22 protein-coding genes, 1 tRNA gene and 6 pseudogenes are annotated in these 25686 nt (G+C 55.1%); 23 read left to right on the forward strand and 6 right to left on the reverse strand.

Going from position 1 to position 25686, the window contains the following annotated elements; all coding sequences use genetic code 11:
- Window positions 1-534 precede the first annotated feature (534 nt).
- The 15 genes and pseudogenes from SYMBAF_RS04660 to SYMBAF_RS04730 all read left to right on the forward strand — a co-directional run.
- Window positions 535-933 carry a hypothetical protein gene (locus SYMBAF_RS04660; RefSeq protein ID WP_040266462.1) on the forward strand — a complete coding sequence of 133 codons (399 nt, stop codon included), beginning with the start codon at window positions 535-537 and terminating at the stop codon, window positions 931-933.
- 56 nt (window positions 934-989) lie between these two features.
- Complete coding sequence (locus SYMBAF_RS04665) at window positions 990-1694, forward strand: TcpQ domain-containing protein (RefSeq protein ID WP_052447719.1); 705 nt, start codon at window positions 990-992, stop codon at window positions 1692-1694.
- A 446-nt stretch (window positions 1695-2140) separates the two neighbouring features.
- Window positions 2141-2305, forward strand: a complete 165-nt coding sequence (locus SYMBAF_RS04670; RefSeq protein ID WP_160289789.1) for a hypothetical protein — start codon at window positions 2141-2143, stop codon at window positions 2303-2305.
- Window positions 2306-2454: 149 nt separating this feature from the next.
- Entirely contained in the window at window positions 2455-4158 is a 1704-nt protein-coding gene (gene pilN, locus SYMBAF_RS04675; protein WP_040266460.1) for a PilN family type IVB pilus formation outer membrane protein, read from the forward strand.
- A gap of 5 nt (window positions 4159-4163) precedes the next feature.
- Window positions 4164-5519 carry a type 4b pilus protein PilO2 gene (gene pilO2 / locus SYMBAF_RS04680; RefSeq protein ID WP_040266458.1) on the forward strand — a complete coding sequence of 452 codons (1356 nt, stop codon included), beginning with the start codon at window positions 4164-4166 and terminating at the stop codon, window positions 5517-5519.
- Window positions 5470-5928 carry a type IV pilus biogenesis protein PilP gene (gene pilP / locus SYMBAF_RS04685; protein ID WP_237162936.1) on the forward strand — a complete coding sequence of 153 codons (459 nt, stop codon included), beginning with the start codon at window positions 5470-5472 and terminating at the stop codon, window positions 5926-5928. The genes pilO2 and pilP overlap by 50 nt, the downstream gene beginning before the upstream one ends.
- An 11-nt stretch (window positions 5929-5939) precedes the next feature.
- Entirely contained in the window at window positions 5940-7457 is a 1518-nt protein-coding gene (locus tag SYMBAF_RS04690; protein WP_040266454.1) for a GspE/PulE family protein, read from the forward strand.
- A complete protein-coding gene (locus SYMBAF_RS04695) occupies window positions 7454-8521 on the forward strand; it encodes a type II secretion system F family protein (RefSeq protein ID WP_040266452.1) in 1068 nt (355 codons plus the stop codon). The genes SYMBAF_RS04690 and SYMBAF_RS04695 overlap by 4 nt, the downstream gene beginning before the upstream one ends.
- 47 nt (window positions 8522-8568) lie before the next feature.
- Window positions 8569-9072, forward strand: a complete 504-nt coding sequence (locus SYMBAF_RS04700) for a type 4 pilus major pilin (RefSeq protein ID WP_040264729.1) — start codon at window positions 8569-8571, stop codon at window positions 9070-9072.
- A gap of 45 nt (window positions 9073-9117) precedes the next feature.
- Complete coding sequence (locus SYMBAF_RS04705; RefSeq protein ID WP_040266450.1) at window positions 9118-10059, forward strand: ATPase, T2SS/T4P/T4SS family; 942 nt, start codon at window positions 9118-9120, stop codon at window positions 10057-10059.
- Window positions 10060-10062: 3 nt separating this feature from the next.
- Window positions 10063-11151, forward strand: a complete 1089-nt coding sequence (gene pilV / locus SYMBAF_RS04710; protein WP_052447844.1) for a shufflon system plasmid conjugative transfer pilus tip adhesin PilV — start codon at window positions 10063-10065, stop codon at window positions 11149-11151.
- Between the two features lie 145 nt (window positions 11152-11296).
- Window positions 11297-11737: a type IV pilus biogenesis protein PilM gene (gene pilM / locus SYMBAF_RS04715; RefSeq protein WP_040266448.1), complete on the forward strand. Its 441-nt coding sequence runs from the start codon at window positions 11297-11299 to the stop codon at window positions 11735-11737.
- A complete protein-coding gene (locus SYMBAF_RS04720) occupies window positions 11731-12339 on the forward strand; it encodes a prepilin peptidase (RefSeq protein WP_040264731.1) in 609 nt (202 codons plus the stop codon). The genes pilM and SYMBAF_RS04720 overlap by 7 nt, the downstream gene beginning before the upstream one ends.
- On the forward strand, window positions 12324-12812 hold the full coding sequence (locus SYMBAF_RS04725) for a lytic transglycosylase domain-containing protein (RefSeq protein ID WP_040266446.1): 489 nt from the start codon (window positions 12324-12326) through the stop codon (window positions 12810-12812). The genes SYMBAF_RS04720 and SYMBAF_RS04725 overlap by 16 nt, the downstream gene beginning before the upstream one ends.
- Before the next feature lie 305 nt (window positions 12813-13117).
- Window positions 13118-13300, forward strand: a pseudogene (locus SYMBAF_RS04730) (Tn3 family transposase); the annotation flags it as partial.
- A gap of 139 nt (window positions 13301-13439) precedes the next feature.
- Here SYMBAF_RS04730 and SYMBAF_RS17540 read toward each other — a convergent pair.
- The 3 genes and pseudogenes from SYMBAF_RS17540 to SYMBAF_RS04740 form a co-directional block, all read right to left on the reverse strand.
- Window positions 13440-13742: pseudogene (locus SYMBAF_RS17540) on the reverse strand (Arm DNA-binding domain-containing protein); the annotation flags it as partial.
- A 161-nt stretch (window positions 13743-13903) separates the two neighbouring features.
- Window positions 13904-13979: transfer RNA gene (locus tag SYMBAF_RS04735), tRNA-Asn, on the reverse strand.
- Window positions 13980-14229: 250 nt separating this feature from the next.
- Window positions 14230-14832, reverse strand: a complete 603-nt coding sequence (locus SYMBAF_RS04740; protein WP_323373121.1) for a response regulator — start codon at window positions 14830-14832, stop codon at window positions 14230-14232.
- Between the two features lie 472 nt (window positions 14833-15304).
- On the opposite strand from SYMBAF_RS04740, the pseudogene citD reads away from it, so the two are divergent.
- The 7 genes and pseudogenes from citD to SYMBAF_RS04775 form a co-directional block, all read left to right on the forward strand.
- Window positions 15305-15576: pseudogene (citD, locus tag SYMBAF_RS04745) on the forward strand (citrate lyase acyl carrier protein); the annotation flags it as partial.
- A pseudogene (locus tag SYMBAF_RS04750) lies at window positions 15556-16383 on the forward strand (aldolase/citrate lyase family protein). The pseudogenes citD and SYMBAF_RS04750, both read left to right, overlap by 21 nt.
- Window positions 16384-16406: 23 nt before the next feature.
- Window positions 16407-17896 (forward strand): annotated as a pseudogene (citF, locus tag SYMBAF_RS04755) (citrate lyase subunit alpha).
- 3 nt (window positions 17897-17899) lie between these two features.
- Entirely contained in the window at window positions 17900-18439 is a 540-nt protein-coding gene (citX, locus tag SYMBAF_RS04760; protein WP_040266442.1) for a citrate lyase holo-[acyl-carrier protein] synthase, read from the forward strand.
- The gene (citG, locus tag SYMBAF_RS04765; protein WP_040266439.1) at window positions 18420-19301 is read left to right on the forward strand and encodes a triphosphoribosyl-dephospho-CoA synthase CitG; all 882 of its coding nucleotides are present in this window, start codon (window positions 18420-18422) and stop codon (window positions 19299-19301) included. The genes citX and citG overlap by 20 nt, the downstream gene beginning before the upstream one ends.
- A 26-nt stretch (window positions 19302-19327) precedes the next feature.
- The gene (locus SYMBAF_RS04770) at window positions 19328-20791 is read left to right on the forward strand and encodes an anion permease (RefSeq protein ID WP_040266437.1); all 1464 of its coding nucleotides are present in this window, start codon (window positions 19328-19330) and stop codon (window positions 20789-20791) included.
- A 179-nt stretch (window positions 20792-20970) separates the two neighbouring features.
- Window positions 20971-21818, forward strand: a pseudogene (locus tag SYMBAF_RS04775) (integrase core domain-containing protein).
- Here the strand turns inward: SYMBAF_RS04775 and SYMBAF_RS04780 are convergent.
- Entirely contained in the window at window positions 21811-21954 is a 144-nt protein-coding gene (locus SYMBAF_RS04780) for a hypothetical protein (protein ID WP_037390334.1), read from the reverse strand. The pseudogene SYMBAF_RS04775 and the gene SYMBAF_RS04780 overlap by 8 nt on opposite strands.
- 203 nt (window positions 21955-22157) lie before the next feature.
- Between SYMBAF_RS04780 and SYMBAF_RS04785 the strand changes: the two genes are divergently transcribed.
- Window positions 22158-22862 carry a 4'-phosphopantetheinyl transferase family protein gene (locus SYMBAF_RS04785; protein WP_040266433.1) on the forward strand — a complete coding sequence of 235 codons (705 nt, stop codon included), beginning with the start codon at window positions 22158-22160 and terminating at the stop codon, window positions 22860-22862.
- A 152-nt stretch (window positions 22863-23014) separates the two neighbouring features.
- Here SYMBAF_RS04785 and wrbA read toward each other — a convergent pair whose 3' ends face one another.
- Together wrbA and cycA are read right to left on the reverse strand one after the other, a co-directional pair.
- Window positions 23015-23614: an NAD(P)H:quinone oxidoreductase gene (gene wrbA / locus SYMBAF_RS04790; RefSeq protein ID WP_040266431.1), complete on the reverse strand. Its 600-nt coding sequence runs from the start codon at window positions 23612-23614 to the stop codon at window positions 23015-23017.
- A 326-nt stretch (window positions 23615-23940) separates the two neighbouring features.
- Complete coding sequence (gene cycA, locus SYMBAF_RS04795) at window positions 23941-25341, reverse strand: D-serine/D-alanine/glycine transporter (RefSeq protein WP_040266429.1); 1401 nt, start codon at window positions 25339-25341, stop codon at window positions 23941-23943.
- Between the last annotated feature and the right edge of the window lie 345 nt (window positions 25342-25686).

Here is a 25686-nt window from a genome sequence, read left to right on the forward strand (position 1 = left end):
GATCATCTAGTCCATGTTTAATAAACCTTAAGTTAATTCAAAGCGTGTTACTTAGGTTGCTTTGACGCCCGCTCTTTAACAACGTGCCCGTTGAACCCTGATCTCAAGGTCCTCTCTTGCCGGTATGCAATGCTGATGCGCGGAAGATGGCCGGAGGCTACGTCATGGCCTGACATACATCAGGGGAACCTGCCGGGAGGTGGGGCGGTATTAAGAGCCTGGACTTTGCCCACTCTTATACTGGCCGGGACACTGGAAAGTCGGAACTGTGGCGCGTTGCCGTTATACCCCTACGTACAAATTCGATGTATCCGCAGCAGGCTCTCGGGGCGATCCGTCGGGACCCCTGTCTGTGGAGAAGATTAGCCCTGCATTTTCATGCGGTCGTGAACGGGCATCCCTGACGGTAGCAAACCACATAGCGCCAAATGACATAAAGCAGTCTGTGCAGGCCCACTCGCTGGAGTGGGTCTGCCCGGAACCGCTTGGACAGTTATTGTTGATTTGCCTAACTGGTAAAACTGGAGGTGACACATGAAGCTAACGAAAACAAAACGTGACGTGTTGCGCAGGAAGTTTGGTGGATGCTGCGCCTATTGTGGCAGTGAGTTGCCGGCACGAGGCTGGCATGCGGAACGGTGTGAAGCGGATTTTGCCTTGTTGCCCGGTGAATGCCGCGGACTCATGCCCGTGTGCACAGAGTGCCGAACGTCAAAAGGGAATGCCTCGGCAGAAGCGTTCCGCGTACTGTTGTCTCAGCAGGTCTACCGGGCGCAGCGGCACAGTGTGAATTTCCGCACCGCGATGCGTTTTGGGCTGGTCAGAGAGACGGCCGCGCCAGTGGAGTTCTGGTTTGAGAAATATGCAGCTGTGCCGGCTTCTGCTCAACGCATATCAACCGAGTCTTCCCAGTATCAGGATTCAGCCGCCTAACGCCCAATCTGGTGGCGGGCAGCCTGTGTCTGCCCTGATTTTCCGGAGTGTCCTTTATGTCATTGAGTAAACAGGCAGGGCTGCTTCCGGCCCTGCTGCTAACCGGCTGTGCATCGCCATCGGTTGTTGTTGCCGGATCGTCTTCGGGCAACGTCGTGGACAATGACCTGACACGCAGTGCTACCCAAATCAGTGCAATGCAATTTCGTCTCCATCAGAGTGGGCTGTTTGCACAACGTCCCGCCGCGCCGGCAGGCACCGACGCCTCTTCCCTGCTGCTGACTCATCCAGTCATTGCGGGTACGGCAGCGGGTAAATCTTCCCCACCGCGTGCGGCGGCAACGGCGGATACCTCTCATACGTATCAAGGCGTGATCCGGCAGAGCGGGGGAGTCACCCCCGTTTCCTTACCCACAACCCGCCCTAATCCTTTCCACGGCGACAAGACGCAAGGCAGAGCCGCCCCCACAGGTGCACCGTCACCGGTGATGAAAGTCTGGAAAATTGATAAAGGCATGACGCTCAGGCAGGGCTACAGCCTGTGGATGTCAAAAGAACGCTGCTCGCTGGACAAGGGAAAATGGACAGTTCGCTGGGATACAGGGACGGACTACCCCATCGATTACGCGCTTTCCTTCTCCGCAGCAAATCTTGAAGCGGCAACGGCACAGTTGTTTACCCTCTGGCGTCACGCGCAGGTGCCGCTTTTTGTCAGCGGCTATCGCCAGCAATGTCTGATTGTTGTCAGTGAAGGGCGCTGAACCCCTATTTTTCCGGGAGGAAACCGATTTGAAGTAACAAGGCGGACAGACCGCATGCGTCCTGATTGATTTGAGGACACGCGACGACGGCGATACAGGTCGGGTTCCCATGGCGACGCAGTGAGGGAAAGGAGGCATAGGGCATCACTCAGTGCCGGTTTGCGCCCGGTTAACGCATCAGTAAGCACAAAACGACGAGACTAACACTGCAGCCTGAGGTGGAGAAGTAAACCAGGCACTAAACCAACGCAGATTAACCAGTCTGCTCTGTTTTAACTGCTCTTTCACAACAAGCCTTGCGCTCTACGGCAGCCACCGACAACGTGGCGAACCATTTCCAAGCTGTTTTTGGGGTGTGGTGGGCTGGATATAAGATACAGCCAACACCAGGGGCAATGCCTGCTCACCACATCACCAAAACCCGTTTGATTTAAATCGAGGTAGCCATGAAATTAAGTGATCTCCCAGAAGGCGTGCAAGTGGTTGCAGCGGAAACGCTTAGCCAGATCATCGCGATGAATGTATACGACGAAGACAACACGCTTGAACGTGCTGATTTTATCACCAAGGCATTCCTGGCGTTGTATCAGCGTGAGCACAAGGATTGTTAACAACAAAATCAACCCGGGTTACAGTCGAGCATCACCCGGCCCACACCACCAAAATCGCGGTTTCCTCACCCTAATGTTCACGTCGTCAGACTATGTCAGCCGCGTTTTGCCGTGGTATCTGACCTGACAGACCGTAACAGGAAAGAGCCATGTTAAAAAAACACGCCCTGGCAGTGCTGACAGGTTCACTGCTGCTGCCGGGCTGCGCTTTTGAGCGCATCAACGATGTTAACCGGTCTGCGGAAGCAACCGCTGACGCGACCTCTTCCATGATCCGCCAGGCCAGCGAGAACCGCCCGGTCGTCCAGTTTCAGAACAGCCAGTTTGTCAGCCCGGTGCCATTGCCTGCCGCGAAGTATGATGCGCCCCGGGAGGTGGTCAACTGCACCCTGCCTTACCTGACAAAAAAACCGGTAGACATCATGCAGTTCAGTCAGGATATTGCGACCTTCTGCCCTATTCGTACCCGTGTAACACCTGACGCGATGGCCGTACTGGCGGGCCGGGGCAGTGTGGGGGGATCTCCCACGCAGCGGCTGGACAGTGCGCCCTCGCCAGTCCTGTCAGCCAGCGGCGATATGCGGCCGCTGGGGTCATTCGGGAGCGGCAGCGTTACCGCTGGCACATCAGCGAACGACGGCGGCGCGGCGAGAACGTTCTCCGGCATCCGCTACAACGGTAACCTCGGGGGGCTGCTCGACATCGTTACCGCGCGTCTGGGGATTTCCTGGAAGTATGAGGACGGCAGGGTGACCTTCTTTTATCTGCAGACCGCGCGATTTGATATTGAACCTTCTGACGCAAGATATGCGCTCACCGGCTCGGTAGTCAGCGGCGTCTCCAACAGCAGCAGCTCAGACGGGGCGTCCAGTTCCGGCAGCGGCGGTTCAGGGGGCGTGTCGGGGGAGAGTGGCACCAACCTCAAGTCGGACGTGGTGATGGGGAACAATCTTTATGATGACCTGAAATTGACCGCGCAGAGCATGCTGACCCCAGGAGTGGGACGGCTTGACATGAACAGAACCACCGGCACCGTCGTCGTCACTGATGTGCCGGACGTAGTAAGGCGGATCGGTGAGTATCTCACCGCCGAGAACAGGGCGCTCAGCCGTCAGGTCAATCTGAAAGTGGTCATTTACACCGTGAACAGCGATACCCGTGATGCAGTGGGTATCAACTGGAACGTCCTGTACAGGACGCTGGCCGGTAAATATGGCATTAACCTTGCTGATCCGGCCGGAACGATCGCTGACGCCGGATCGTTGAGTGTCTCTGTGCTGGACACGGCAACGGGGAGGGCGCAGCAGTTGGCCGGATCTTCTTTCCTGTTTGATGCACTGTCCAGTCAGGCGAAGGTGGCGGACGTGAGAACCATCCCGCTGATGACCACCAACATGGCTGCTGCCTCGGTGGTGGTCGGGCGGCAGATTGCCTATCTCAAGAGTACAACCAGCACGCCGTTTGTCAGCGGCAGTAGCAGCGTTGCCTCAGAAACGCTGACGCCAGGGACGGTCACTACCGGCACCAACATCACCCTCTTCCCTAAAATTCTCGATGGGGGTGAACGGATGATGCTCAACATGTTCCTGAATATTTCCAGCCTCGTCACATTGCGTGAAAGCGGCAAGGGCGCGAACAGAATCGAGACGCCAGAGGTGGATTCCCGTTCAGTGCCACAGCGCGTCTGGCTGAAGCCTGGACAGACCGTCATCATCAGCGGACTGGAGCAGAATGTGGATAACGCCAGTAAACAGGGTATCGGATCACCGGATAACCTCCTCACCGGCGGACACCGTTCCGGTACAACCACCCGCCAGTCCTTCGTCATCACCGTCACACCCTATATCGGGTAACACTCATGAAAAAAAAGAGTCCAAAGCCGGTACCGGGACAGGGTGCCGGTCAGATCCGCGTCTTGACCTTTCATCAACGGCGTTTTGTGGTCGGGCTAGTCTGGCAGACCATCCGCGCGCAGCGTAACCCCATGAAAGAGATCCGGCGTATTGGGAAAGCGCAGGGGCTGGATCTGGTGGCGGTGCGGCAGAGTGACAGCATTCAGGCAGGCTTTGCCCCCAAGACGCGTCAGCGGCTGCGGGGGGCCTATTCGCTGATTGTTGCACTGGCCTCGCTGCTGGAAGGCTGCTGTATCGCCGTGGTGCCGCTGGGTGACAGCCCTGAGGGTATTGCGCAGTACACGCTGGTTGGCAAGACCGAGCGCGGGGGTATCCACCCGTGGTCTGATAAAATCTACACAGCGGATGAGCTGCGTCAGCGGATCATCGACCTGCGTAATGAACTGCGTGGCAGTCAGGGAAGTCTGGATGTCCCTGTCCAGGGTGACCTGTCACTGCCATGGGTAACGGCGGCCCTGGATCTGTCGACGCTGCTTGTCCCGCAGGCGCTCAGCAAGCAGTTCAGGCTGCGTCCCCTGACGTGGGGGATGACCCGCGCACAGCTTGTGGCAACAGGGATAGCCCTCATCCTTGCGCTGGCCGGGCTGATGGTATACCTGCACGCAGTGGGGGAGCGGGAAGCCGCTGCACGGCTGGCCATCGAGCGCGCCCGGATCCGGCAGGCCGAGCTTAACCGGCAGGCCCGTTACCAGACAGCCCTGGCCGGGCTTCGACACCCCTGGATCGATAAACCGTCGGTCTCCACGTTTATCCGCCATTGTCGGGAGGGGCTGGATCGTATTCCTGTCTCGATCAAGGGCTGGATATCTACCACGGTGGTGTGTACAGACACCCATATCAGCGTTCAGTCTGTGCGCAGAACACACTCGGCGGTGACAACACGCGACGTTGTCCGTGCTGTGCAGGCACGGTTTGGTGTGTCGGCAGATTTTAACTTTCAGCAAAGCGGTCTGACCTCATTTTCATTGCCGCAGCGGCTTCCCCCGGAAGGGGACGACCCGATGGGGTCGGCCGAAGAACGCCTGATGGATCTCATGTCGCTGTTTCAGGCGCTGAATATCGATCTCGCCATCATGGCCGTGCCGATTAAGGCGGTGAAGACGAACAGCGAGGGTGAAGCGCTGCCATTGCAGGACTGGCTGGCCTACACGTTCTCGGCAGAGACAGACATTTCACCGCAGCAAATCTTTGCCGGTGACCGCTACACAGGGCTCCGCCTTTCCGACATCACCGTCGCCCTCAACAGTTCAGATGGCTCACTCAGATACAAAATCTCAGGAGTGCTTTATGGCAAACGTTAAGTACGCCTTGTTGTTTCTGCTGTCGTGCGGCGGCGTGCAGGCCGAGGAGGACGTCAGAACGCTGGGTGATCTAGATCGCCTGCAGAGTGGCCGCGTGTATTACGACGCGCAGGCCGCATTCAACAAGGCAAAAATGGCCGCCGGTCTGGCCGACACGGCCATGACCCCGGTGGTCAGTCCGTCTCCGGCCGGACAGGGGGGCGCATTCGTGACCGCCCCTTCCGTCAGCGCCCTGCCCGCCTTGGCAAAAATTACGGGCGCGGTGGCCACGCTTGACCTTGCAGATGGCACCAGTGCGCAGGTGCGTGCAGGCGACAGCGTGGCCGGGGGCTATAGCGTGGTGTCCGTTTCTCTGCGGGGCGTGGTGATCAGGCGTACCCGTGACGGTCATCTCTTCACACTGAACTGAGGCGACCTCCCATGATGACTATCAGCGACCAGACCCACAGCCTGCTTCCGCTGCCTCCACCGGCGGGGGGACGGGGCTATTCGGCGGCCATCCGGGATAATGTCCGGCTGATCCGCGACAATCAGACGCAGTTTGTTTGCCTGTATGTCTTGAGCGAACTCGATCAGAACACGGAGTTCTTTGAGCTACGCCAGCAACTGCGAGGACAGGGGCTAGATACAGGCGTCACCTGGTGCGATCGCCAACAGCTGGAGAAAATCAGTCATCAGTTCAGCGCAGTCGGTGACACCGTGGCCAGTGCCAGCGATTTTCAGACCTTGATGCTCAGCCTCTTCAGCGAGGCGGTGAGTCTGCGCGCGTCAGATATACATATCCGGATCAAGACAAACTTTACGCGGGTCTATTACCGGGTAGATGGCAACCTGCGCCGCGTGCGTACCGAGTCGGTAAAATGGGGCACGCGGCTGGTGAATGCCCTGTACAACTCCATGTGTGATGAGCACAGCATTCCGGTACTGAGCTATACCGAACCCGCTGACGCACGGGTACGTGAGGAATTTGTCAACGGCTTTGGCCTCAGCACCTGCCGTTTTGCGAGCCGTCCAGGTGGGCAGGGAAGGCTCGCGGTGGCGCTGCGCCTCGTGAGCCGGCGCAAACAGAGTCTGCGCTTTGATCAACTGGGGTTGACTCCGGAAGAAGAAATCACGCTGCGTCGGCTGCTGAACAGCTCTGGCGGGACGCTGTACAGTGGGCCTACCGGGCATGGCAAATCCACTGTCTGCCAGTGTTCAGCAGAATTTCTGGCGGCCGAAGATGAAGGGGAAAATATTCTGTCGGTGGAAGATCCGATTGAGTCACCCATTGAAGGCATATTCCAGACCCCACTGGGGAGCCAGACGTTTGCCGAGGCGATTACCAACCTGTTGCGCATGGATCCTGATCGGCTCTACATCGGAGAAATCCGCGATGCCGGTTCGGCACACGGGTGCGTGGAGGCGATTCATACCGGCATCCCGGTACTGACTACTATTCACACCCACTCGCCTGCCGACATTCTTCAGCGGCTGAGACGATTTGGTGTGGATGAAGATCTGCTGTTTGACCCGACAATCATCTCCGGTCTTGTCGGCCTCCGGCTGGTCCCCCTGTTGTGTGAAGCCTGCAAGGTACCCTGGCAACGTGGACGGGAAAAAATCAGCCCGGTGATGCAGGATCTGGTGGAGACGTATGCCGATCCTGCCCATGTTTACCTGCGTAAAATCGGCGGCTGCAGCGGCTGTGGCGACACCGGCATCAGCGGGCGTATTGGCGTATTCGAGGTCATTGAAACGAACAATGCCTTTATGCGGCTTTATGCCGAAAAGGGCAAGATGGCCGCCTATCTGGACTGGATCGCAAAGGGAGGTGTGACACTCTGCCAGAACCTCACGCGGCTGATTAACGAAGGTCGGGCCGATCCGGTCTGGGCGCATCGCCGCCTGTGCAATCTTGACCGCGACGCCAGATTGAAAGCGGGGAGTGAACGGTGAACAGACTGGCGCGCTTTATCTATAAAATTACCTTCAACGCACAGGATCGCATAGAGATTTATGACGATTTCAGGCAATACCTGCTGGATGGCCGGTCTGCGAAGGAAACCTTTCAGAAGCTGATTGATAACTACAGCCGACGCGGGAAAAATCCGGGCAATGCCATTGCGCAGATCCTGGAAGAGTGTGCGGAAAATCTCGACGGGGGGTTCGGACTGGGGGAGTCGCTGCGTGAATGGATCCCCGATCAGGAACTCGGCATCATTGATTCCTGCGACCTGTCCGGGAGGCCAGAGGAGGGATTCCTGAACGCGATGGGGATTGCCGAGGGAACCGGACGCATACGCCGTACCGTGAAGGCCACCGTGATGATTTCGGGGTACCTGACACTGCTGTCTGTGGGGATCGTGACGCTGTTCTGCGTCATGCTGGTGCCGGTGATCATGCAGGCGGTGCCGCTCAGCCAGTGGAACAGTATGCAGACCGGGGTGTACTACTTCTATCTTCTGCTGACGCAGTACGGGTGGGCGGTGGTGCTGCTGCTGGGTGGCATTGTCACACTGGTGCTGCTGTCGCTGCCCCGGCTGACTGGCCGGCTTCGCTTCTTTCTCGATCGGTTTCCTCCGTGGTCTATCTACCGGCGCATTCACGGTGCGGCCTTTATCATGAACGTGAATGCCATGCTCGCTGCAGGGATCCCGATGGAGAAGGCGGTCACCAGCATGAAAGAGGCGACCCGTTCGGCCTGGTTGTATGAGCGGCTGGATGCGCTGGAAAGGGCCATCAGCGCCGGGGAAATGAATCTCGGGCAGGCCCTGGACGTGACGGGCTATGACTTCCCGGATGAGCAGGCCATCATCAAGATGCAGAGTCTGTTTGAGACAAAAAACAGCGAGGGCTCGCTAAAACGTTTTGCCGACACCTGGCTGGAAAAGACGGTGGGGGATGTCGAGAAAACCGGTGACCGGATGCGCATTGGCAGCCTGCTGGGTTGCGGTGTACTGGTAGCGGCTCTGATGCTGATCATGTTCGGCCTGATACAGCAGGCTTTTTTCTTCAACTGAGCAGGCGGCGTCTCCCGTCGAGTATGCTCCTGAACCAAGGCAGTGCCATGAAAACGTTAAAGAAAGGTATTTCAAATATTACTGACGCCATCGCGGCGCTGGGGATCATGATCGTGGTGATTGGTCTGGTGGTGGCCGCTGCCGCATTGGCTTATTTCTATGTGAACAGTACCAGTGAGGTCACGCTGCTGACCACCGTGATGAATGAGACGCGCAACCTGCGTTCGTCCAGTGGCTATGGGACGGATGATTATGTGCCTGCCTTGGTGAAGGGCGGCAGTATCTCCAGAAGTTATACCGTGTCGGATAACCGGATTTACAACAAGTCCGGAGGTCAAATCACCGTGGTCGGCAATGGCGTTGGATTTACCGTCACCGACTCGCAACTGCAGCAACGCGACTGCGTGAAAGTGGCCAAAAGCCTCGGCACGGCTGATCTGCTGTCCACGAAAATCAACACCACCACCTTTACCACTGAGGTGACTGGTGCCGGGGCTGCTACCGCCTGTATTGATGGGGATAACACCCTGACATTTACCACCAAATCCTGACCTTTCCCCTCGCCGCCTGCAGCGGCCCCTGTATCCGGACACATCATGATTGCCACCACGCTACGTGAGGCTGATTTCATCGACCTCTATCTCGGCGAGGACTATGCCGAAATCAAGGGCATGGTCGGCGCCACCGGTTTCCTCGTTCCCGTGCCTGCCCCTCTTATGGATGACGTCAGACAGCTTCACAAGCGCTGCACAGATCAGCACAGGGATGCCGGACGTAACGAGTTTTCCTGTTTTTACGATCAGCGCCTGTACCGGGCTACGGTGTCGCAAGATCTGTTTGGCCGGACGGATATGGTGTTACGTCAGACACCCGCATCAATACCTGCATTCAGTGATGTGCCACTGAGTACGCCCTTGCGCCGATCCGTTGAACTGCCCGGGGCGTCCGGGCTGTTCCTGATTGCGGGCGAAATGGGCGCGGGCAAGACGTCCACGGCGGCTGCGGTGCTGCGCCACCGGATTGCCCATACCGGCCAGTTGGGGGTTTCCATTGAAGATCCGGCGGAAACCCTGTTGCAAGGCCGCCATGGCAAGGGGCGCTGCATTCAGCTTGAAGTGAGGGAAAATGAGGGGTACGCCAGTGCAACACGCAAAGCTTATCGCATGGGTGCCTCGGCATTTCTGCTGGGCGAAATTCGCGATGGGGCCACGGCACATGAGGTACTGAAGGCTTCCCTCAGCATGTTTGTGGTATCGACTATTCACGCCTCCTCAGTGATTGAGGCACTGGAGCGCTATGTGATGTTCTGCGAAGAAGTCAGCCCGACAGCGAGATCCACTATTGCCAGTACGCTGTATGTGCTTGCGCACCAGACCCTGCGGATCACGCCTGACAGCAATCGGCGGCAGGTGGATATCACCGGGTTTAATCTCCGCAATACATCGGCGGCCGCGACCATCAAGGCAAAAATCGCGTCAGGCAGTTTCCCGGCCCTGAGCGATCAGTTTTCCTCCTTAACCTACGATTTTGAGGGCTAGAGCGTGAAGATCCTGAAGCGGGGCATCGCGCAGATAACCGATGCCACTATCGGGTATGGCATTGTGGCCATTATTCTGGTGAGCGTGTTGATCCCGCTCAGTCAGTGGGCTGCGGAGGCGTACCGTCTCAACATCGCGGCGGGGCAGGCAAATACCGTCCAGAAGGCCGTTAATCACTATATTGCCGATCAGCATGCGGTCATTGCTGCGCGCAGCAGTGTGTCGTCGGGCTATACCCTGACGGTACCCATGCTCATAACGGCGGGTTATCTGCCCGCCGGGTTTGCCTCAACGACCCCCTATACCGCGACATACCGCACGCTGATTTTCCAGCCCGTGCCGAACCGGCTTCATAGCATGACGTTCATGAGTGGCGGTACGCCACTTTCTCTCAGTCAGGCGCGCAAGCTCGCGAACAGTATCGGGGCGGCAGGGGGTTATATCGAGAACGGTGTGGCAAAAGGGGCGCTGGGAAGTTGGCAGGAAAACCTGTCAGCCTTTGGCGGTTATAACCCAGGTGATGGCAGTGTAGTCATTGCGGGCTTTTACGCCAATGGGGCGCGGGTCAATGATTATCTCTACCGTCACGCGGTGGCGGGTTACCCGGAGCTCAATACCATGGGTACGGCGCTGAATATGGGCGGCAACGACATCACCACTGTCCGGGATGTCAATGCCAGAAATGGTTACTTCTCTGAAAGCGTACAGTCGGGTGGTGCTATCACGGCCAATAAAGACCTGACAGCCAACGGCATGCTACGGGGCAGTCATGACCTGGTGCTGGGGGGGGTCGTCAAGCTGCAGCAGGTGAACACGGCGGGAGCCTCCTGCGATACCTGGGGAGCGATAAGTCGTGACAATGCCGGCGCTATCCTGTCCTGTCAGTCTGGTATCTGGCACGGGGGGGATCCACTGGCCGTTATACAGGTGCTGGACACTACGTTAACCAATATGACGGACATAATCAGACCTCACATACCATCACTGTTTACGCATCAGGCGGCACGTCTGTCGTGCCAAAAGAGGTGGGTTCCGGGGGGTCGTGCAGAAACGCCTGGGCGCTGGCAGGGTACGTCGGTGATACGCTGGTAGCGAATGCATTCGACAACAATACCGACTGGGCGAAGTCCGGTTTCCTCAGCTTTCAGGTTCCGGGGAACACGGGGTACAGGATCGTATCCGACCCTAACCCGACGCATGGGTGTTCCCCGGGCGCGTTCTGGGTTTATATCTATCAATGAAAACCGCTCTATTCCTTGCCGCCACCTTACTGATGGCGGCCAGCATTCTGTTGTCCATCGTCAGTGACATGCAGCAATCTCCCCTGGCTGTGGTAAAGCAGCAGCAACAGTCCAGCCAGTTTCTTCACTACGTTGAAGCGCTTGATAACGCCCTGTGCGCCGCTATGCCCACAAATGGAGATGTGTCAGACCGCGTCACATTGCCGGCCTGGCTTCCACAAAGCAGCGGCATAGCGCTCCGCATCAGCGGCGACATCGCTTATGCGTTCAGGCCAGCAGTCCCCGGGTTGTTTTCGCAACTGTTGCAGGACACGGAAAACAGCACGCACTTCGGCTTGTCCGACCCCACGGGGATTACTACGCCAACAGGTTGGCAGCCCCGGCCCGCCTTTATTCCGGTTGGATACGTGGTCTATTTGAGGGAAAACCGATGTTGACCGTAGTAAGTCTGATTATTTTCTCCCTGATGCTGGCCTATGCCACGCCAACGCTGTATGAACGCGCCCGACAGTCAGCTGCGCAGTCGCACCGGACCACTGATGGCTGGGAGAACCCGATCCGCATCCGTTCCTGTCTCGCCATTCTGCTGCTGGGCGGCGGTATGCTGTCCGTCGCTCTGGTGTCCAGTAACCCGGTGTTTACGCTGTTTGTCCTGCTGCTGGGCAGCGCTGCCTACATTGATGGTGTTACGCAGTGGGTACCGGACATGTTGATCTTCGCCCTGTCCTGGGTGGCGCTCAGCGCCGTGTTGCCCGGGAAAGATCCCCTGCCGCCATTGGCCGGTGCGGCGGTGATGCTGCTTCCGGCCTTGACGTTGAATCTGGTTACCGCGTGGCGGTCACAGCCGCCGGCGCTGGCGGCGGGTGACCTTTATGTGCTGCCCGCCGTGGGAGCCTGGCTGACACCAGAATGGGCGGCGGCCTGTTTGGGGGGGAGCCTTGTGTTGGCCGCGATAGCCGGGAAGTTCGCGCGCAGCGTGCCATTTATTCCCATTCTTTATTCCGTTTTCATGGTGGTTTCATTATGTGGTACCGGGTGATTGGCGTCTTGCTGCTGTTGGTAGCCATGTCAGGCATGCTTCGGGCGGCGACGCTTACGCCGGACATCGCTCGATGCTTCCAGGATGCCGGGCTGAAATTCCGCGTGGACTGGCGGTTGCTGCTGGCTATTGCTGAAGTGGAAAGTGGCCTGGATCCCCGCGTCATCGGGCTGAATAAAAAAAACGGCCAGGTGCGTAGCGAAGACATTGGACTGATGCAGATAAATTCCGCCTGGTTGCCCTCGCTGAAGCCCCTGGGGATCACCCGCGCGGTGTTACTGAACAATCCCTGCCAGAACATCCACGTAGGTGCCTGGATACTGGCGAGGAATATTGAACAGAATGGCGTGAACTGGACGTCAGTGGGGGCCTATAACGCCGGATTCAGAAATACCAATGCCCCTTTCCGAATGAGGTACGCCCGTAAGGTCTACGACCGTTATCTCAGACTGACCAGCACAAGAGATCGTTGATGTTCAATAGGCACGCCCTTTCACAGAAAGCGGCAAAAGCATTGGCTATAACCTGTACAATAATTGATTAAATCATCACCAGTATCAACTAAACGTAAGGGGAGTTAGTTATAAAATTTGGTCGCATCCGTGACTGATACGCAGCAGGTACCGGGGGTATGGCAGTACCCCCGGTGCATTGCTTCATACAGAAAGGAGAGTCCGATGAAAGCAACTATCCGGAAATTCCGGAGGGTTGCGTGGTGGTGCCACTTGTCCCGACAACGGAAATGATACCCCGTCTGAATGGGATCTGGAGGCGCTCCGCCAGCGATGCCCTGAAGCGTAAAGGGCTGAATCTAAACGAGCAACTGCTGTCGCATTTGTCCCCGTTAGACTGGGAGCAAATCAATCTGACAGGTGATTATATCTTGAAAAGCAACCGGATACAGGCTTCAGGTAAGTTTTGTTGTCTGAGAACAGCTAAAGTCGAAAAAGTCAAAAAATAGCCTTAACGTACAAAAATTTCCGATATCCAAACTGACCCCATTATCACATCCTCTTCAGTATCCCCCGCGTAAGCGCGGGGGAAAGGTCAGAACAAAGATTTAAAAGACAAAAAACCAAGGTTAAAAACTGAAAGCCAAAGACAGCCTTAAAGTACTTTTCAGGTGAAGAGGCGGTTCTTTCTGCAAGGCGTTGTTGCGCCGGGTTAATGTTCTGCGCCAGCAGCTTACGGATATCGTCACGCTGTTGATGGGCTTTGGAGAGTGAAACCTACGGATATGCGCCTAACGCAATACGGGATTTTTTACGGTTAAAGCGATATTTGAGATACCAGAGGCGTGAACCGCCCGAATTGACAAGCAGATACAGATCCTGCGAATCGGTCAGTTTAAAAGATTTACCAGAAGACTTGATGCTGCGGATTTTCGCGTCGGAAAGGGGCATAGGGTGGTCACTCCATTATCGAACTGAAATGACCCCAAATTAGACCACCAATTTGGCCGGATGTGGAGGATAAACCAGATACGCATCGGGAAATATTTTCACGCTAAATTATTGAAAAATAATCAAAAAGTAACTCATAGAGAAGCATGAAAACAAAGATTTGGCTCCCCTGACTGGACTCGAACCAGTGACATACGGATTAACAGTCCGCCGTTCTACCGACTGAACTACAGAGGAATCGTGTGAACGGGCCGAATCATAGCGGCCAGCCTTCGACATGTCAAAGGCCGATTATACACTCTGCGACTGTTTGCTCGCAGAATGCACAAGCCATTGAGGTTTTGGCTGATTTAACCTCATTTTGCTCGTTTTAAGCGCAGCAGAAAGTGGCATTGAACGCTATTCGCCGGGCAGGTTATTCCAGAGTAATGGTTTGGTAGATCTGCTGTGGCCGGCCTACTTTGCCATAAATAGTCTCTGCGCCTAGCTATTGGGTGGTGGTGTAAAATTCAAGATAACGGCAGGCAGTGGTACAGCTTAACCCCAGTTTCTGCGCACCACTTTCAGCGGTGTGGTAGGCCATCGGCTCTTCGAACAGGGTGCAAATTTTCACTAGCGTCAGCTCATTGATGACAGCGGGTAGCACCGCCTGCCGGCCACCGCGTGCATAGGTGTTGAATAATTCGTCAATGTGCTGCTGGTTAAAGCGTGCTTTGTCCTTTAGCACCCGACGCCGTTGGCTAAGCTGTTGCAGGGTGTGGCTCAGTCGGTCATAGGCCAATGGTCTAATTAGGTAGTCGAACACGCCGTAGCGCAGTGCCTCGCTCACCGTGGCTATATCGTAGGCAGCAGTGATAAACACGATGCCATCGTAGTAACCACTCAGGGTCAGCTCACGCAGCAGCTCAATGCCTTGACCATCGGGCAGAAAGTTATCCAACAGGATCAGGTTTGGGTTGAGTTGGTCGGCCATCATACGTGCCTGCTTCAAGGTGCCAGCCAGATTTGCCGACAGCCGCCGTTTTGGCGGATAAATTCCGTGTGCTAGTGGCGTTCCATCTTCGACGGTAAGGATATTTAGCCATTCCATAGTGAAATCCGTAATTGCAATAATTATGCTAAATAAATATCAGTGAATCTTAGTGTCTAATTAAGACTATCTTAATAATAAACATTATATCCCCGTCATAGGTCAAGTTGCCTGGGCGTTAGCTTTTCTCGCTTACTCCAGTGACTTACCGGTGTAAGCTCCAGGAGCTGCTGCGTTGCTGACTTCCTGTAGCTCAAATTATTTAGGGCATAAAAACAATAAAGAAAATAAAAAACATTAAATAAATTATTATTTGAATGTGATTTTTGAAATGGATCAACAATTTTTTATTTTTTTCTGTTTACCATTGTCTCACTGAACGCTACTTGCTGGCGGCGGGAGATTCACTGTTGGTGCCCCATACACCTTGTACTATTTGCAGGATCTGCAAACGTAGCGCCGGGTCAAACCGATTGCGCATCCTTTTGATTCCTTACATTCAGGTAAATGATGAAAAATGATCCGAGAAGCAATGGCCGGCACGCTCGAATCCAGTGATGTCATGGTGCGCATTGCACCGGCGAAGGGCCGGAGCCTGACCTGCTGATCGCCAGCAGCGTGGAGAAACAGTTTGGCACAGCCATTCTACACAGAGTGCTGGAAGTACTGCAACGTTATGGGGTGGAACCAGTGCAGGTGGTAGTCGACGACAAAGGGGGGCTGGACTGCGTGCTGCACGCACGTCTGGAGACGGTGCTGATGCGCGATAGCGACAGTAGCCCACTGTCTTGGGCGGCGAGCAACGTCTTTATCTACCAGGTTGATGCGCTGATGTTCGATTTGGAGGACTCGGTGATCCTGCGCGAGAAGGACGCCGCCTGCGGGCTGGTGTATCACGCGTTGCCGCACCCACTGTATCAAGAGGTAGAGACCCTTGTTCGGGTCAACGCGCTAGATTCTGCCTATGGTTTGGCTGACTTGCAGGCGGTAGTGCGCGGTGGGACGGATATCGTGCGGTTGCCTAAGACCGACTGCGCGCAGGATGTTACCGATATGGCGCGAGAAATCGCCGCCATTGAGGCCGACTGTGGTCGCCCAGTCGGCAGCACCGGTCTGCTAGCAGTGATCGAATCGGCACAGGGCATTACCAACGCGGTGGCGATCGCCCAGGCTTCGCCGCGCCTGATGGGTATTGCACTGGGGGCAGAAAACTACGCGCGTAACCTGTGCACCGAGCGGTCGCCAGAGGACATCGAACTGTTTTTCGCCCGCTGCTCGCTGTTGCCAGCGGCGCGCGCCGCTGACATTCAGGCGTTCGATACCGTTTATTCCGATGCCAACAACGAGGCCGGGTTCTTGCAAGAAACAGCACTGATCAAGCCGCTTGGTTTCGACGGTAAATCGCTGATCAACCCATGGCAGATCGAACTGTTGCACAAGGTGTTTGCGCCGATCGTCATAGCAGTCGCCCATGCCCGGCAAGTGGTAGAAGCCGCCGAGGCAGTAGAACAGGAAGGGCGTGGTGTTACTCAACGGTAAGATGGTTGCCCGGTGATTGAACGTGCGCGGTTAATGCTGGAGCGCGCGGCACTGTCCGGTATTCGGGAATAGCCCATGCAGCAAGAGGAGGCATGATGAATCGCCAACAACGGCTGATGAGCTTTAATAACGCGACGAACTTGGGCTGCTATCAGGATGCCTCCAAGGCCAATTTGCAGGCGCGTAAACCGCGTGACATCAAACGCTGCGACTCGTTACAGCAGGCGGTGCACCGTGGCGGGTTGCAGGACGGCATGACTATCTCCTTTCACCATGCGTTCTGTAGTGGGGATCTGGCGCTGAATCAGGTGATGGAGACGCTAGTGGCGATAGGTTTCCGCAACTTGACGCTAGCCTCTAGCTCTCTGTCCGATTGTCATGCACCGCTGGTTGGACATATCTGCAACGATGTGGTGAGCTGCATCTACATCTCCGGCCTGCGCGGGTCGCTAGCGGATGCCATCTCGCGTGGCTTGCTACAAATTCATTTCCACGGTGGCCGGGTCAATTTGATCGAGTCCGGCGAGTTGAAGATCGACGTTACTTTCCTCGCGGTGCCGGCTTGCGATGAGTTTGGCAACGCCAATGGTTACAGCGGCGAAGCTTGCGATTCGATCGGTTATGCGCGGGTGGATGCCGAAGCAGCGGAAACGGTGGTGGTGTTGACCGAACAGATCTTGCCGTACCCGCATCATCCGGCCAGCCTGGCGCAGGATCGGGTGGATCTGATCGTTCAACTCAAACAGGTGGGCGAGGCCGACGAGATTAGTGCCGACACTACACGTATGACCTCTAACCCACGTGAATTGCTGATCGCCCGCCGTGTTGCCGAGGTGATCGCCGGTTTTGACTGCTTTACCGAGGGATTCTCACTGCAAATCGGCACGGAGGGGCTTCACTGGCGATGACCCGCTTTCTGGAAGACAAAATGCGTGCACGCGGCATCCGTGCTGGATTTGCGCTTGGCGGTATTCCCTCGACTATGGTGGAGCTGCATGAGAAGGGGCTGATAGGCAAACTGCTGGATATGCAAAGCTTTGACCGCACGGCAGCGATGTCGCTTGCACGGAACCCCAACCATATTGAAATCAATGCCAATCAATATGCCAATCTCCGTTCCAAAGGGGCGTCGGTTGATCGGCTGAATGTGGTAGTGCTGAGTGCACTGGAGATCGACACTTGCTTTAGCGTCAATGTGTTGACGGGTTCGGACGGTGTGCTGCGCGGTACTTCCGGTGGTCACTGCGACATCGAAGCGTCAGAGCGGTTGGCAATCATCGTTGCGCCGTTGGTACGCGGGCGTATTTCTACGCTGGTGGAGCAGGTGACCACTTGCGTTCCCCCTGGCTCTAGCATCGACATCCTGGTCACTGACCACGGCATCGCTGTTAACCCGGCGCGGCCAGAGCTGGCACAGCGGTTACAGCAAGCTGGGCTGTCGGTGGTGAGCATCGGCTGGCTACATCAACGTGCGCTGCAACTGACCGGTGAACCAGCACCGATCGCCTTCACCGACAAAGTGGTAGCGGTAGTGCGCTACCGTGATGGTTCGGTGAGCGATGTAGTTCACCAAGTGGCGGAGTAAACCATGCTCGCCGTCGATCCCCCATTGGCCGTTAATCGCCCGGTCAGCCTGCCGGCGTTGCTGATCAGCCGCGAATGCCGCCAGGCTCGTCAGCAGGCGCGGCACCAGTGCATATTGCTGGTGCTGACGCTGGTGGTGCCGGGGTCGGTGAAGGACAACGCGTTAACGCGCCGCATCTTTAACCTTGGTTGGCAGGCGCTGTGTCAACGGCTATCTGAACAGGGTTGGCCCTGCCTGCAAGCCGCAATACTGGCGTTGCCTACCGGTTGTGAAGGCTATCTAGCACTACAGGCGGACGCGTGGCGAGTGAAAGATTGCGCCATACAGTTGGAAATGCGCCAGCCGATTGGCCGACTGTGGGATATCGATGTGCTCACCCGGGAGGGGCGCATTCTGTCACGGCGTAATAGGGGTCTGCCAGAGCGCCGCTGCCTGCTGTGCCGCCAGCCAGCAAAGGTCTGCGCCCGTCAGCGACGCCATGCTAGCCCACAGTTGCTAAATGAAATGGAAAGGATAATCAATAATGCGATCTCAACCGGATGATTCGCCTGTGCACATTTCGCAGGAAGCCTGCAATTTTGCCCGCACCGCCTACCGTGCTCTGTTGGTAGAAGTCAACCTCACACCTAAACCAGGGTTGGTGGATCGTCATAACACTGGCGCGCATCACGACATGGAGCTAAGCCATTTTTACCGCAGCGCCCGCGCCATCGGCGTGTGGCTACCGCGCTTTATCAAGCGGGGGTATGAAGATGCCGCATTGCCCGCCACGCAGCAGTTGGCGCGGCTGCGGCCGCTGGGCATGGCCTGTGAAAACCACATGTTCTGCGCTACAGGCGGTATCAATACCCATAAAGGCAGCATATTTTCTCTTGGCCTACTGTGTGCCGCTTTTGGTCGCTTGCAGCGGCAGCAGCGTGCGCTGAACGCCGAGGCGTTGTGTGCAGAGACGGCGGCGATGTGTCAAGGGTTGGTGGAACGGGAGCTACGGCACACCAAAGGCTGGCAGACAGTTGCTCAGCGGTTGTTTGCCGCACACAAGCTGAGCGGTGCGCGCGGCGCGGCGGAGTCTGGCTTTCGGCTGGTAGTTGGTGGTGCTTTGCCGCTGTATCGGCAGCGCCTTATGGCGGGATATGACCAACAAGCGGCGCTAATAGACAGTCTACTGTGGCTGATGGCTCACAATGATGACACTAATGTCGCTTCACGTGGCGGTATAAACGGCGTGCACTGGCTGCGGCGGTGCGCCGCCGAGTTATTGGCGCGGGGCGGAACGACGGGAGATCTGGGGCTACAGCGTCTGTATCGCTTCGACGGCGAATGCATCGCCCGCAACCTTAGTCCTGGCGGCAGCGCCGACCTGTTGATAGTCACTTGGCTGCTGGCGCAATTACCGGGTAATTAAAAATAATAACTTTCAGGAGAATCCCCATGTCTCAAACTCAGGAAAAAATCTGGAAAGCGATAGCACCGTTGGCAGTGCTTGCGATCCTGTTATTGATACCGGTGCCTGATGGCATGCCGCCACAAGCCTGGCGTTACTTCGCCATCTTTGTGGCGATGATCGTCGGCATGATTCTGGAGCCGATCCCAGCCACCGCTATCAGCTTTATCGCGGTAACCACCAGTGTATTGAGTGCCAATTGGGTGTTGTTCAGCGCGCAGGATCTGGCTGAACCGGGTTTTAAAGCCGACAAAGAAGCGCTTAAATGGGGGCTGGCGGGCTTCTCCAGCACCACCGTATGGCTGGTATTCGGTGCCTTCATCTTCGCGCTAGGATATGAGGCCACCGGGCTAGGGCGGCGCATCGCGTTGTTCATGGTGAAGTTTATGGGGAAGCGCACTCTGACGTTAGGCTATGCGGTGGTGATCATCGATATCCTGTTGGCTCCGTTCACCCCGTCCAACACTGCGCGTACCGGTGGCACGGTGTTCCCGGTAGTGAAAAACCTGCCGCCGTTGTTTGATTCATTCCCCAATGATCCCTCATCACGTCGCATCGGCGGCTACCTGATGTGGATGATGGTGGTGGGTACTAGCATCAGTTCCTCAATGTTTGTCACCGGTGCCGCACCCAACGTGCTGGGCGTGGAGTTTGTCGGCGAAATCGCTGGGGTGAACATCAGTTGGATGCAGTGGTTCCTGGCATTCCTTCCGGTCGGTCTGATGTTATTGATTATTGCGCCGCTCATTTCCTATTACCTTTACAAGCCGGGTGTGACCCACAGTAGTGAGGTAGCCTCCTGGGTTAACAACGCACTGGATGAAATGGGCAAACTGACCCGCAAGGAATACACCCTGATCGGCCTAGTATTACTGAGCTTGAGCCTGTGGGTGTTCGGCAGCAAGATGTTGAATGCCACTGCGGTTTGCCTATTGGCGGTATCACTGATGCTGGCGTTGCAGGTGGTGTCGTGGAAGGATATCACCAAATATTCCAGCGCCTGGAACACACTGGTTAACCTGGCAACCTTGGTGGTGATGGCCAATGGTCTGACGCGTTCCGGATTTATCGACTGGTTCGCCCGGACGATGAGCACGCATTTGGACGGCTTTTCACCCAATATGGCGGTGATAGCGCTGGTGCTGGTTTTTTACTTCGCCCACTACTTATTCGCCAGTCTGTCGGCACATACCGCCACCCTGCTACCGGTGATCCTTGCGGTGGGCAAAGGGCTGCCGGGCGTGCCGCTGGAACAGCTCTCGATGCTGTTGGTGCTCTCGATCGGTATCATGGGGGTTCTGACACCTTATGCCACCGGCCCTGGGGTAATCATCTATGGCTGTGGTTATGTGAAATCAAAGGATTACTGGCGGTTGGGCGGCATTTTGGGGGTGGTTTACATCGCGGCGCTATTGTTGATTGGCTGGCCGATCATGAGCCTGTGGTACTGAATTCCGGTGAGCTGTGGCGGCCATCGGCAGATGGCCGCTGCGCAGGTATGATCCTTTCTGTAAATTTTTCATTCCTTTTGGTAGACACATTCTCCACTCATACAAACTTATGCTAATTGATTAGTGTAGTAGCCCCGTTTAAACCGGACACTTTATCAATAAGACTTAGGCATAGACCTATGTTTAAGGAGTGTCTTGTGCAAGGAATCGAAGTGCCCACTGGCGAGCAGAAGCGACGCCGTTATACTGCCGAAGAGAAGAGCCGTTTTGTTGCGCTGTCCATGCAGCCCGGCTATTCCGTTTCCCTGGTTGCCCGGCAATATGGCATTACCCCCAGTCTGCTTTTTAAAGGGAAACGACTTATGAATGATGCTGGTCAATCTGCGATCGCCGCTGGCGATGAAGTTGTCAGTGTCTCTGAATTAAGGCCCTGGAGAAAAAGGTAAAACAGCGTGAGCAGATGCTGGGCCGCAAAACCATGGAAGCCGAAATCCTTCGCGATGCGCTGGAGATAGCGCAGTCAAAAAAGTTGATATCGCGTATGCCATTGCTGCCCCAGGACGATATCCGCTCGGTACGGGTGGTGTTCAGTCTGGACTGCTGCGATCGCGAAGCCATCAGTGGGAGTGCCACCACCGGGGGTATCAGCAGCGAAATAGTGCAGGATCTGCCGACAGAAAATCTGGAAAAACGGTTCGGAAACACGCTGAAGGTTCCCCATCCGATAGAATGGCTGATGGATAACGGCAGTTGCTACATAGCTGATGCTACGCGTACGTTCGCCAGGTCACTGGGGTTCATCGTATGCACAACACCGGTGCGCAGCCCGGAAAGTAACGGCACGGCAGAATCGTTCATGAAGACATTCAAGCGGGATTATGTCTACGTAAATGATCTGCCGGATACGGCATCAATGCTGGAAAAGCTGGCTGAGTGGATGGCAGATTATAACAACTGGCATCCGCATAAGGGGCTGAAAATGAGATCCCCACGCGAATACCGTGAAGCCGTATTAGCGGTTAATTAACTGTGTCCGTTTTAGCCGGGGCAACTCCACTACGCGAAAGTTTTATCTTTCCTGCCGGTTTTCCATAAGCATTGATACTGAAAAGATAAAAATTCGTTTTAGCCAGATCGATGCCGGTGATTTTCATTTCAGACATGGTATCATTCTTGCTTATTCTTCTGATTTAAGTTCATCCATCATGGCGGAAATGGATGCTGTCGTGAAGAAGGGGGAAGGCCATCTCATCGCTTACTCTTCATTCGCCGTGTCCTAAAGCCGGTTCTTCAGGGCAGGGGAGAGGAAGAGTTGTTGTCGGCAAGTACAGTGTTTAAGATTATGCGTTGGCATACTCACCCAAGGATGAATACTCCGTTGTCTACTTTTATTCGCGATATCGAATTTCTGACCCTTGAGAATTATCCAGGGCGGGTTGCCCGTTGCCATTTCTCTTTGGCGGACTATCGGGATGATTGTTTCCACGAAATAGGCATCATTATCCCGGAGCATTTGGTGCACGCGGTGCCGAAGCGGCGGGCAGAATATTTGGCTGGGCGTTGTCTGGCCCAGCGACTGCTGGCCCCGCTGGGCTTCACCGACTTTATTCTGCTACCGGGGGAAGATCGCGCACCGCAGTGGCCACCAGGTATCGCTGGCGCACTGAGCCATAATGCACATATCGCGTTGTGCGCTGTGCATGGGGAACCCGGACAGGGCGGTGTTGGGCTGGATGTAGAGACGCTGATGTCCAGTGTGAGTGTGCAAGAGCTGTGGAGTAATATCGTTGGTGTGGAGGAGTGCGACAGGCTGCGTTGCCAGCCACAGGCATTTAACCTATTACTGACGCTGACGTTCTCTGCCAAAGAGAGCCTGTTCAAGGCGCTGTATCCACAAGTGCGGCGCTATTTTGATTTTCTGGACGCATGCATAATGGCAATTGATGAACAAAAACGGACATTTGAATTAAAACTGCTAAAGACACTTTCCCAACAGTACCCTGCTGGCTACCGATTTTTTGGCCGCTATTGGGTCGAAGGTGACGATATAACGACGTTTATTTACTGTTGAATCAAGCTGATATTATGTATTCGTTGTTGATTTGCCATGCCTTGGTGAGCAGCTGTGGGTCAACCCGCTTTATTTTGTTCGTTAATCTTGTGGTGGGATCTGTAGCCATACGCTTTGCATGGCTACCTACGATGTTTTACTGGGGGAATCGCTTAACTTTTCAGTTTGGCAGTGATTTTCGCCACATGCTCGCCCTGATAACGGGCGATGGTCAGTTCCTCAGGGCTTGGGGAACGGGAGCCATCATTACCAGCCATGGTGGTGGCACCGTAAGGAGTGCCGCCACGGACATGTGAGGTGTCAAGCAACTCCGGTGTGGCGTAGCCGATAGGAACAATAATAAAGCCGTGATGAGCCAGCGTGATCCAAGTGGAGGTGATGGTCTGTTCCTGCCCACCACCGGTACCGGAGGAGGAGAACACGCTGCCTACTTTGCCGTACAACGCGCCGGAGGCCCATAGCCCACCGGTTTGATCAAGGAAAGTGCGCATTTGGCCAGCCATATTACCGAAACGTGTTGGCGTGCCGAAAATAATGCCATCATAAGCGGCCAACTCCTGCGGGGTGGCGATTGGTGCCTGCTGGTCGCTCTTTCCACCAGCCTTGACAAAAGCCCCCTCCGGGATGGTTTCCGGCACCCGTTTTACGGTGACATCCACGCCGTCTACCCTGCGCGCCCCTTCTGCTACTGCGTGTGCCAGTGTTTCAATGTGCCCGTACATTGAGTAATAAAGAACCAATATTTTCGCCATGTTCGGTACTCCCACTCAGATCATTAACCAAGATGCTGTGCTAATCATAGAAGTGAATGGTGATTTATTGGAATAAAGATGCGATTTTTATTTAAACACATCAGGTCTGCTAAGCGGGGATTTCAGGCGCTGTTTATCAGTTTTGGTACGCTTTTTTTATCAATTAATTATTTTATCTCTATGAGGCTTTTCACTAGCGTAGATGGTCAAAAGAGGCATTGGCTAAACATGGTTGTACAGCACAGTGGCGATGCTGTGCGCAAAAGGTGCAGCGCCTGCCCAATTAGTGTTGCTGAACTGGGCAGGCGCTGCGGGACGTGCCATTATTAAGTGGCCTTCTTGTTGCGCAGCAGCATGTAGGAAAGGCCGAGTACCATAAACCACAGCGGCGTGGCGATCAGAGCTTGGCGGGTATCTTCACGCAGCGCTAGCAGCACCAGCACAAAGGCAAAGAACGCCATACAAATCCAGCACATTAGCCTGCCTGCCGGCATCTTATAGATTGATTTCTGGTGTAACGCGGGGTGCTGTTTGCGATAAACCAGGTACGAACATAGGATGATACTCCAGACGAACATGAACAAGATCGCCGAAACCGTGGTGACCAAGGTAAACACCATCATCACGTTTGGGATCAGGAAAATCAGCACTGAGCCACACAACAAGCAAAGGCATGAGAAGATCAGACCGTTGGCTGGTACCGCGCGTTTAGACAGGTTGGCGAACGATTTTGGCGCATCGCCTTCCTGTGCCAAGCCGAACAGTATGCGACTGGTAGAAAACACCCCACTGTTGGCAGAAGAAGCGGCTGAGGTCAGCACCACGAAGTTGATAATGCTGGCCGCTGCTGGTAGGCCGATCAGGACGAATAACTCAACGAATGGGCTTTTGTCTGCAACAACCGAGTTCCAAGGCGTGACCGACATGATCACCATCAGCGCGAACACATAGAACATAATGATGCGCAGTGGAATGGCGTTGATGGCGCGCGGCAGCACTTTTTCTGGGTCTTTGGTTTCCGCTGCGGTGGTACCCACCAATTCAATACCGACGAAGGCGAATACCGCAATCTGGAAGCCAGCGAAGAAGCCGCTGATGCCTTTCGGAAACAATCCACCGTTATTCCACAGGTGTGAAAGTGAGGCAACGGTACCAGACGGAGACTGGAACTGCATGACGATCATCACCAGCCCAATGACGATAAGGCTGATGATGGCGACGATTTTTATCATCGCGAACCAGAACTCCGTTTCACCGAACACCTTCACCGTCACCAGGTTCAGGACAAGCAGCAGCAGTATGCACAGCAGTGAGGCGATCCACTGCGACAATTCGGGGAACCAGAACTGAGCGTAGGCAGTGATCGCTACCACGTCGGCGATGCCGGTAACCACCCAACAGAACCAGTAAGTCCAGCCGGTAAAGAAACCGGCCCATGGGCCGATCAGATCTGCGGCAAAATCACTGAACGACTTATACTCCAGATTGGACAGCAACAGTTCGCCCATGGCACGCATCACGAAGAACAGCATAAAACCAATGATCATGTACACGATGATGATGGAAGGGCCAGCCAGGCTGATGGTTTTACCGGAACCCATAAACAGACCTGTACCGATCGCGCCGCCAATGGAGATCAGTTGAATATGCCGATTGGTTAAGTTTCGTCGTAGATGTTCTTTTGACGCGGGCGTAACGTCGGTGGTTATTTCAGAGTGATCTACCATTTGATGATGTCCTGTTTTACCTGTCATTAGTGGGATATGTAAGTTCTGAGGTGGCTGTTTTTTTACGTTTATTAGATTGGCTTGGTTTAGTAAGCCAGTGCGGTAACCTCTCCCTTGTGCAACAGATTTACAATATTTATGTGCGAGATTAAAGTTGATTATTCCTTGCGCTGGCATTACGGGGGTAGAAATGGGGCGTTCAAGGAGTGGAAGATTACTCTGAAAAATGGTAAATTAACAGAACTTATGTGGATTTTTTTATCAAAAAACATGGTATTGCCAATTTTACATGAAAAAAATAATCCGTGTAAGCATTTGACAGTAATGCAGCAGAAGAGAATAATG

Source organism: Serratia symbiotica (assembly GCF_000821185.2).
GTDB lineage: Bacteria > Pseudomonadota > Gammaproteobacteria > Enterobacterales > Enterobacteriaceae > Serratia > Serratia symbiotica.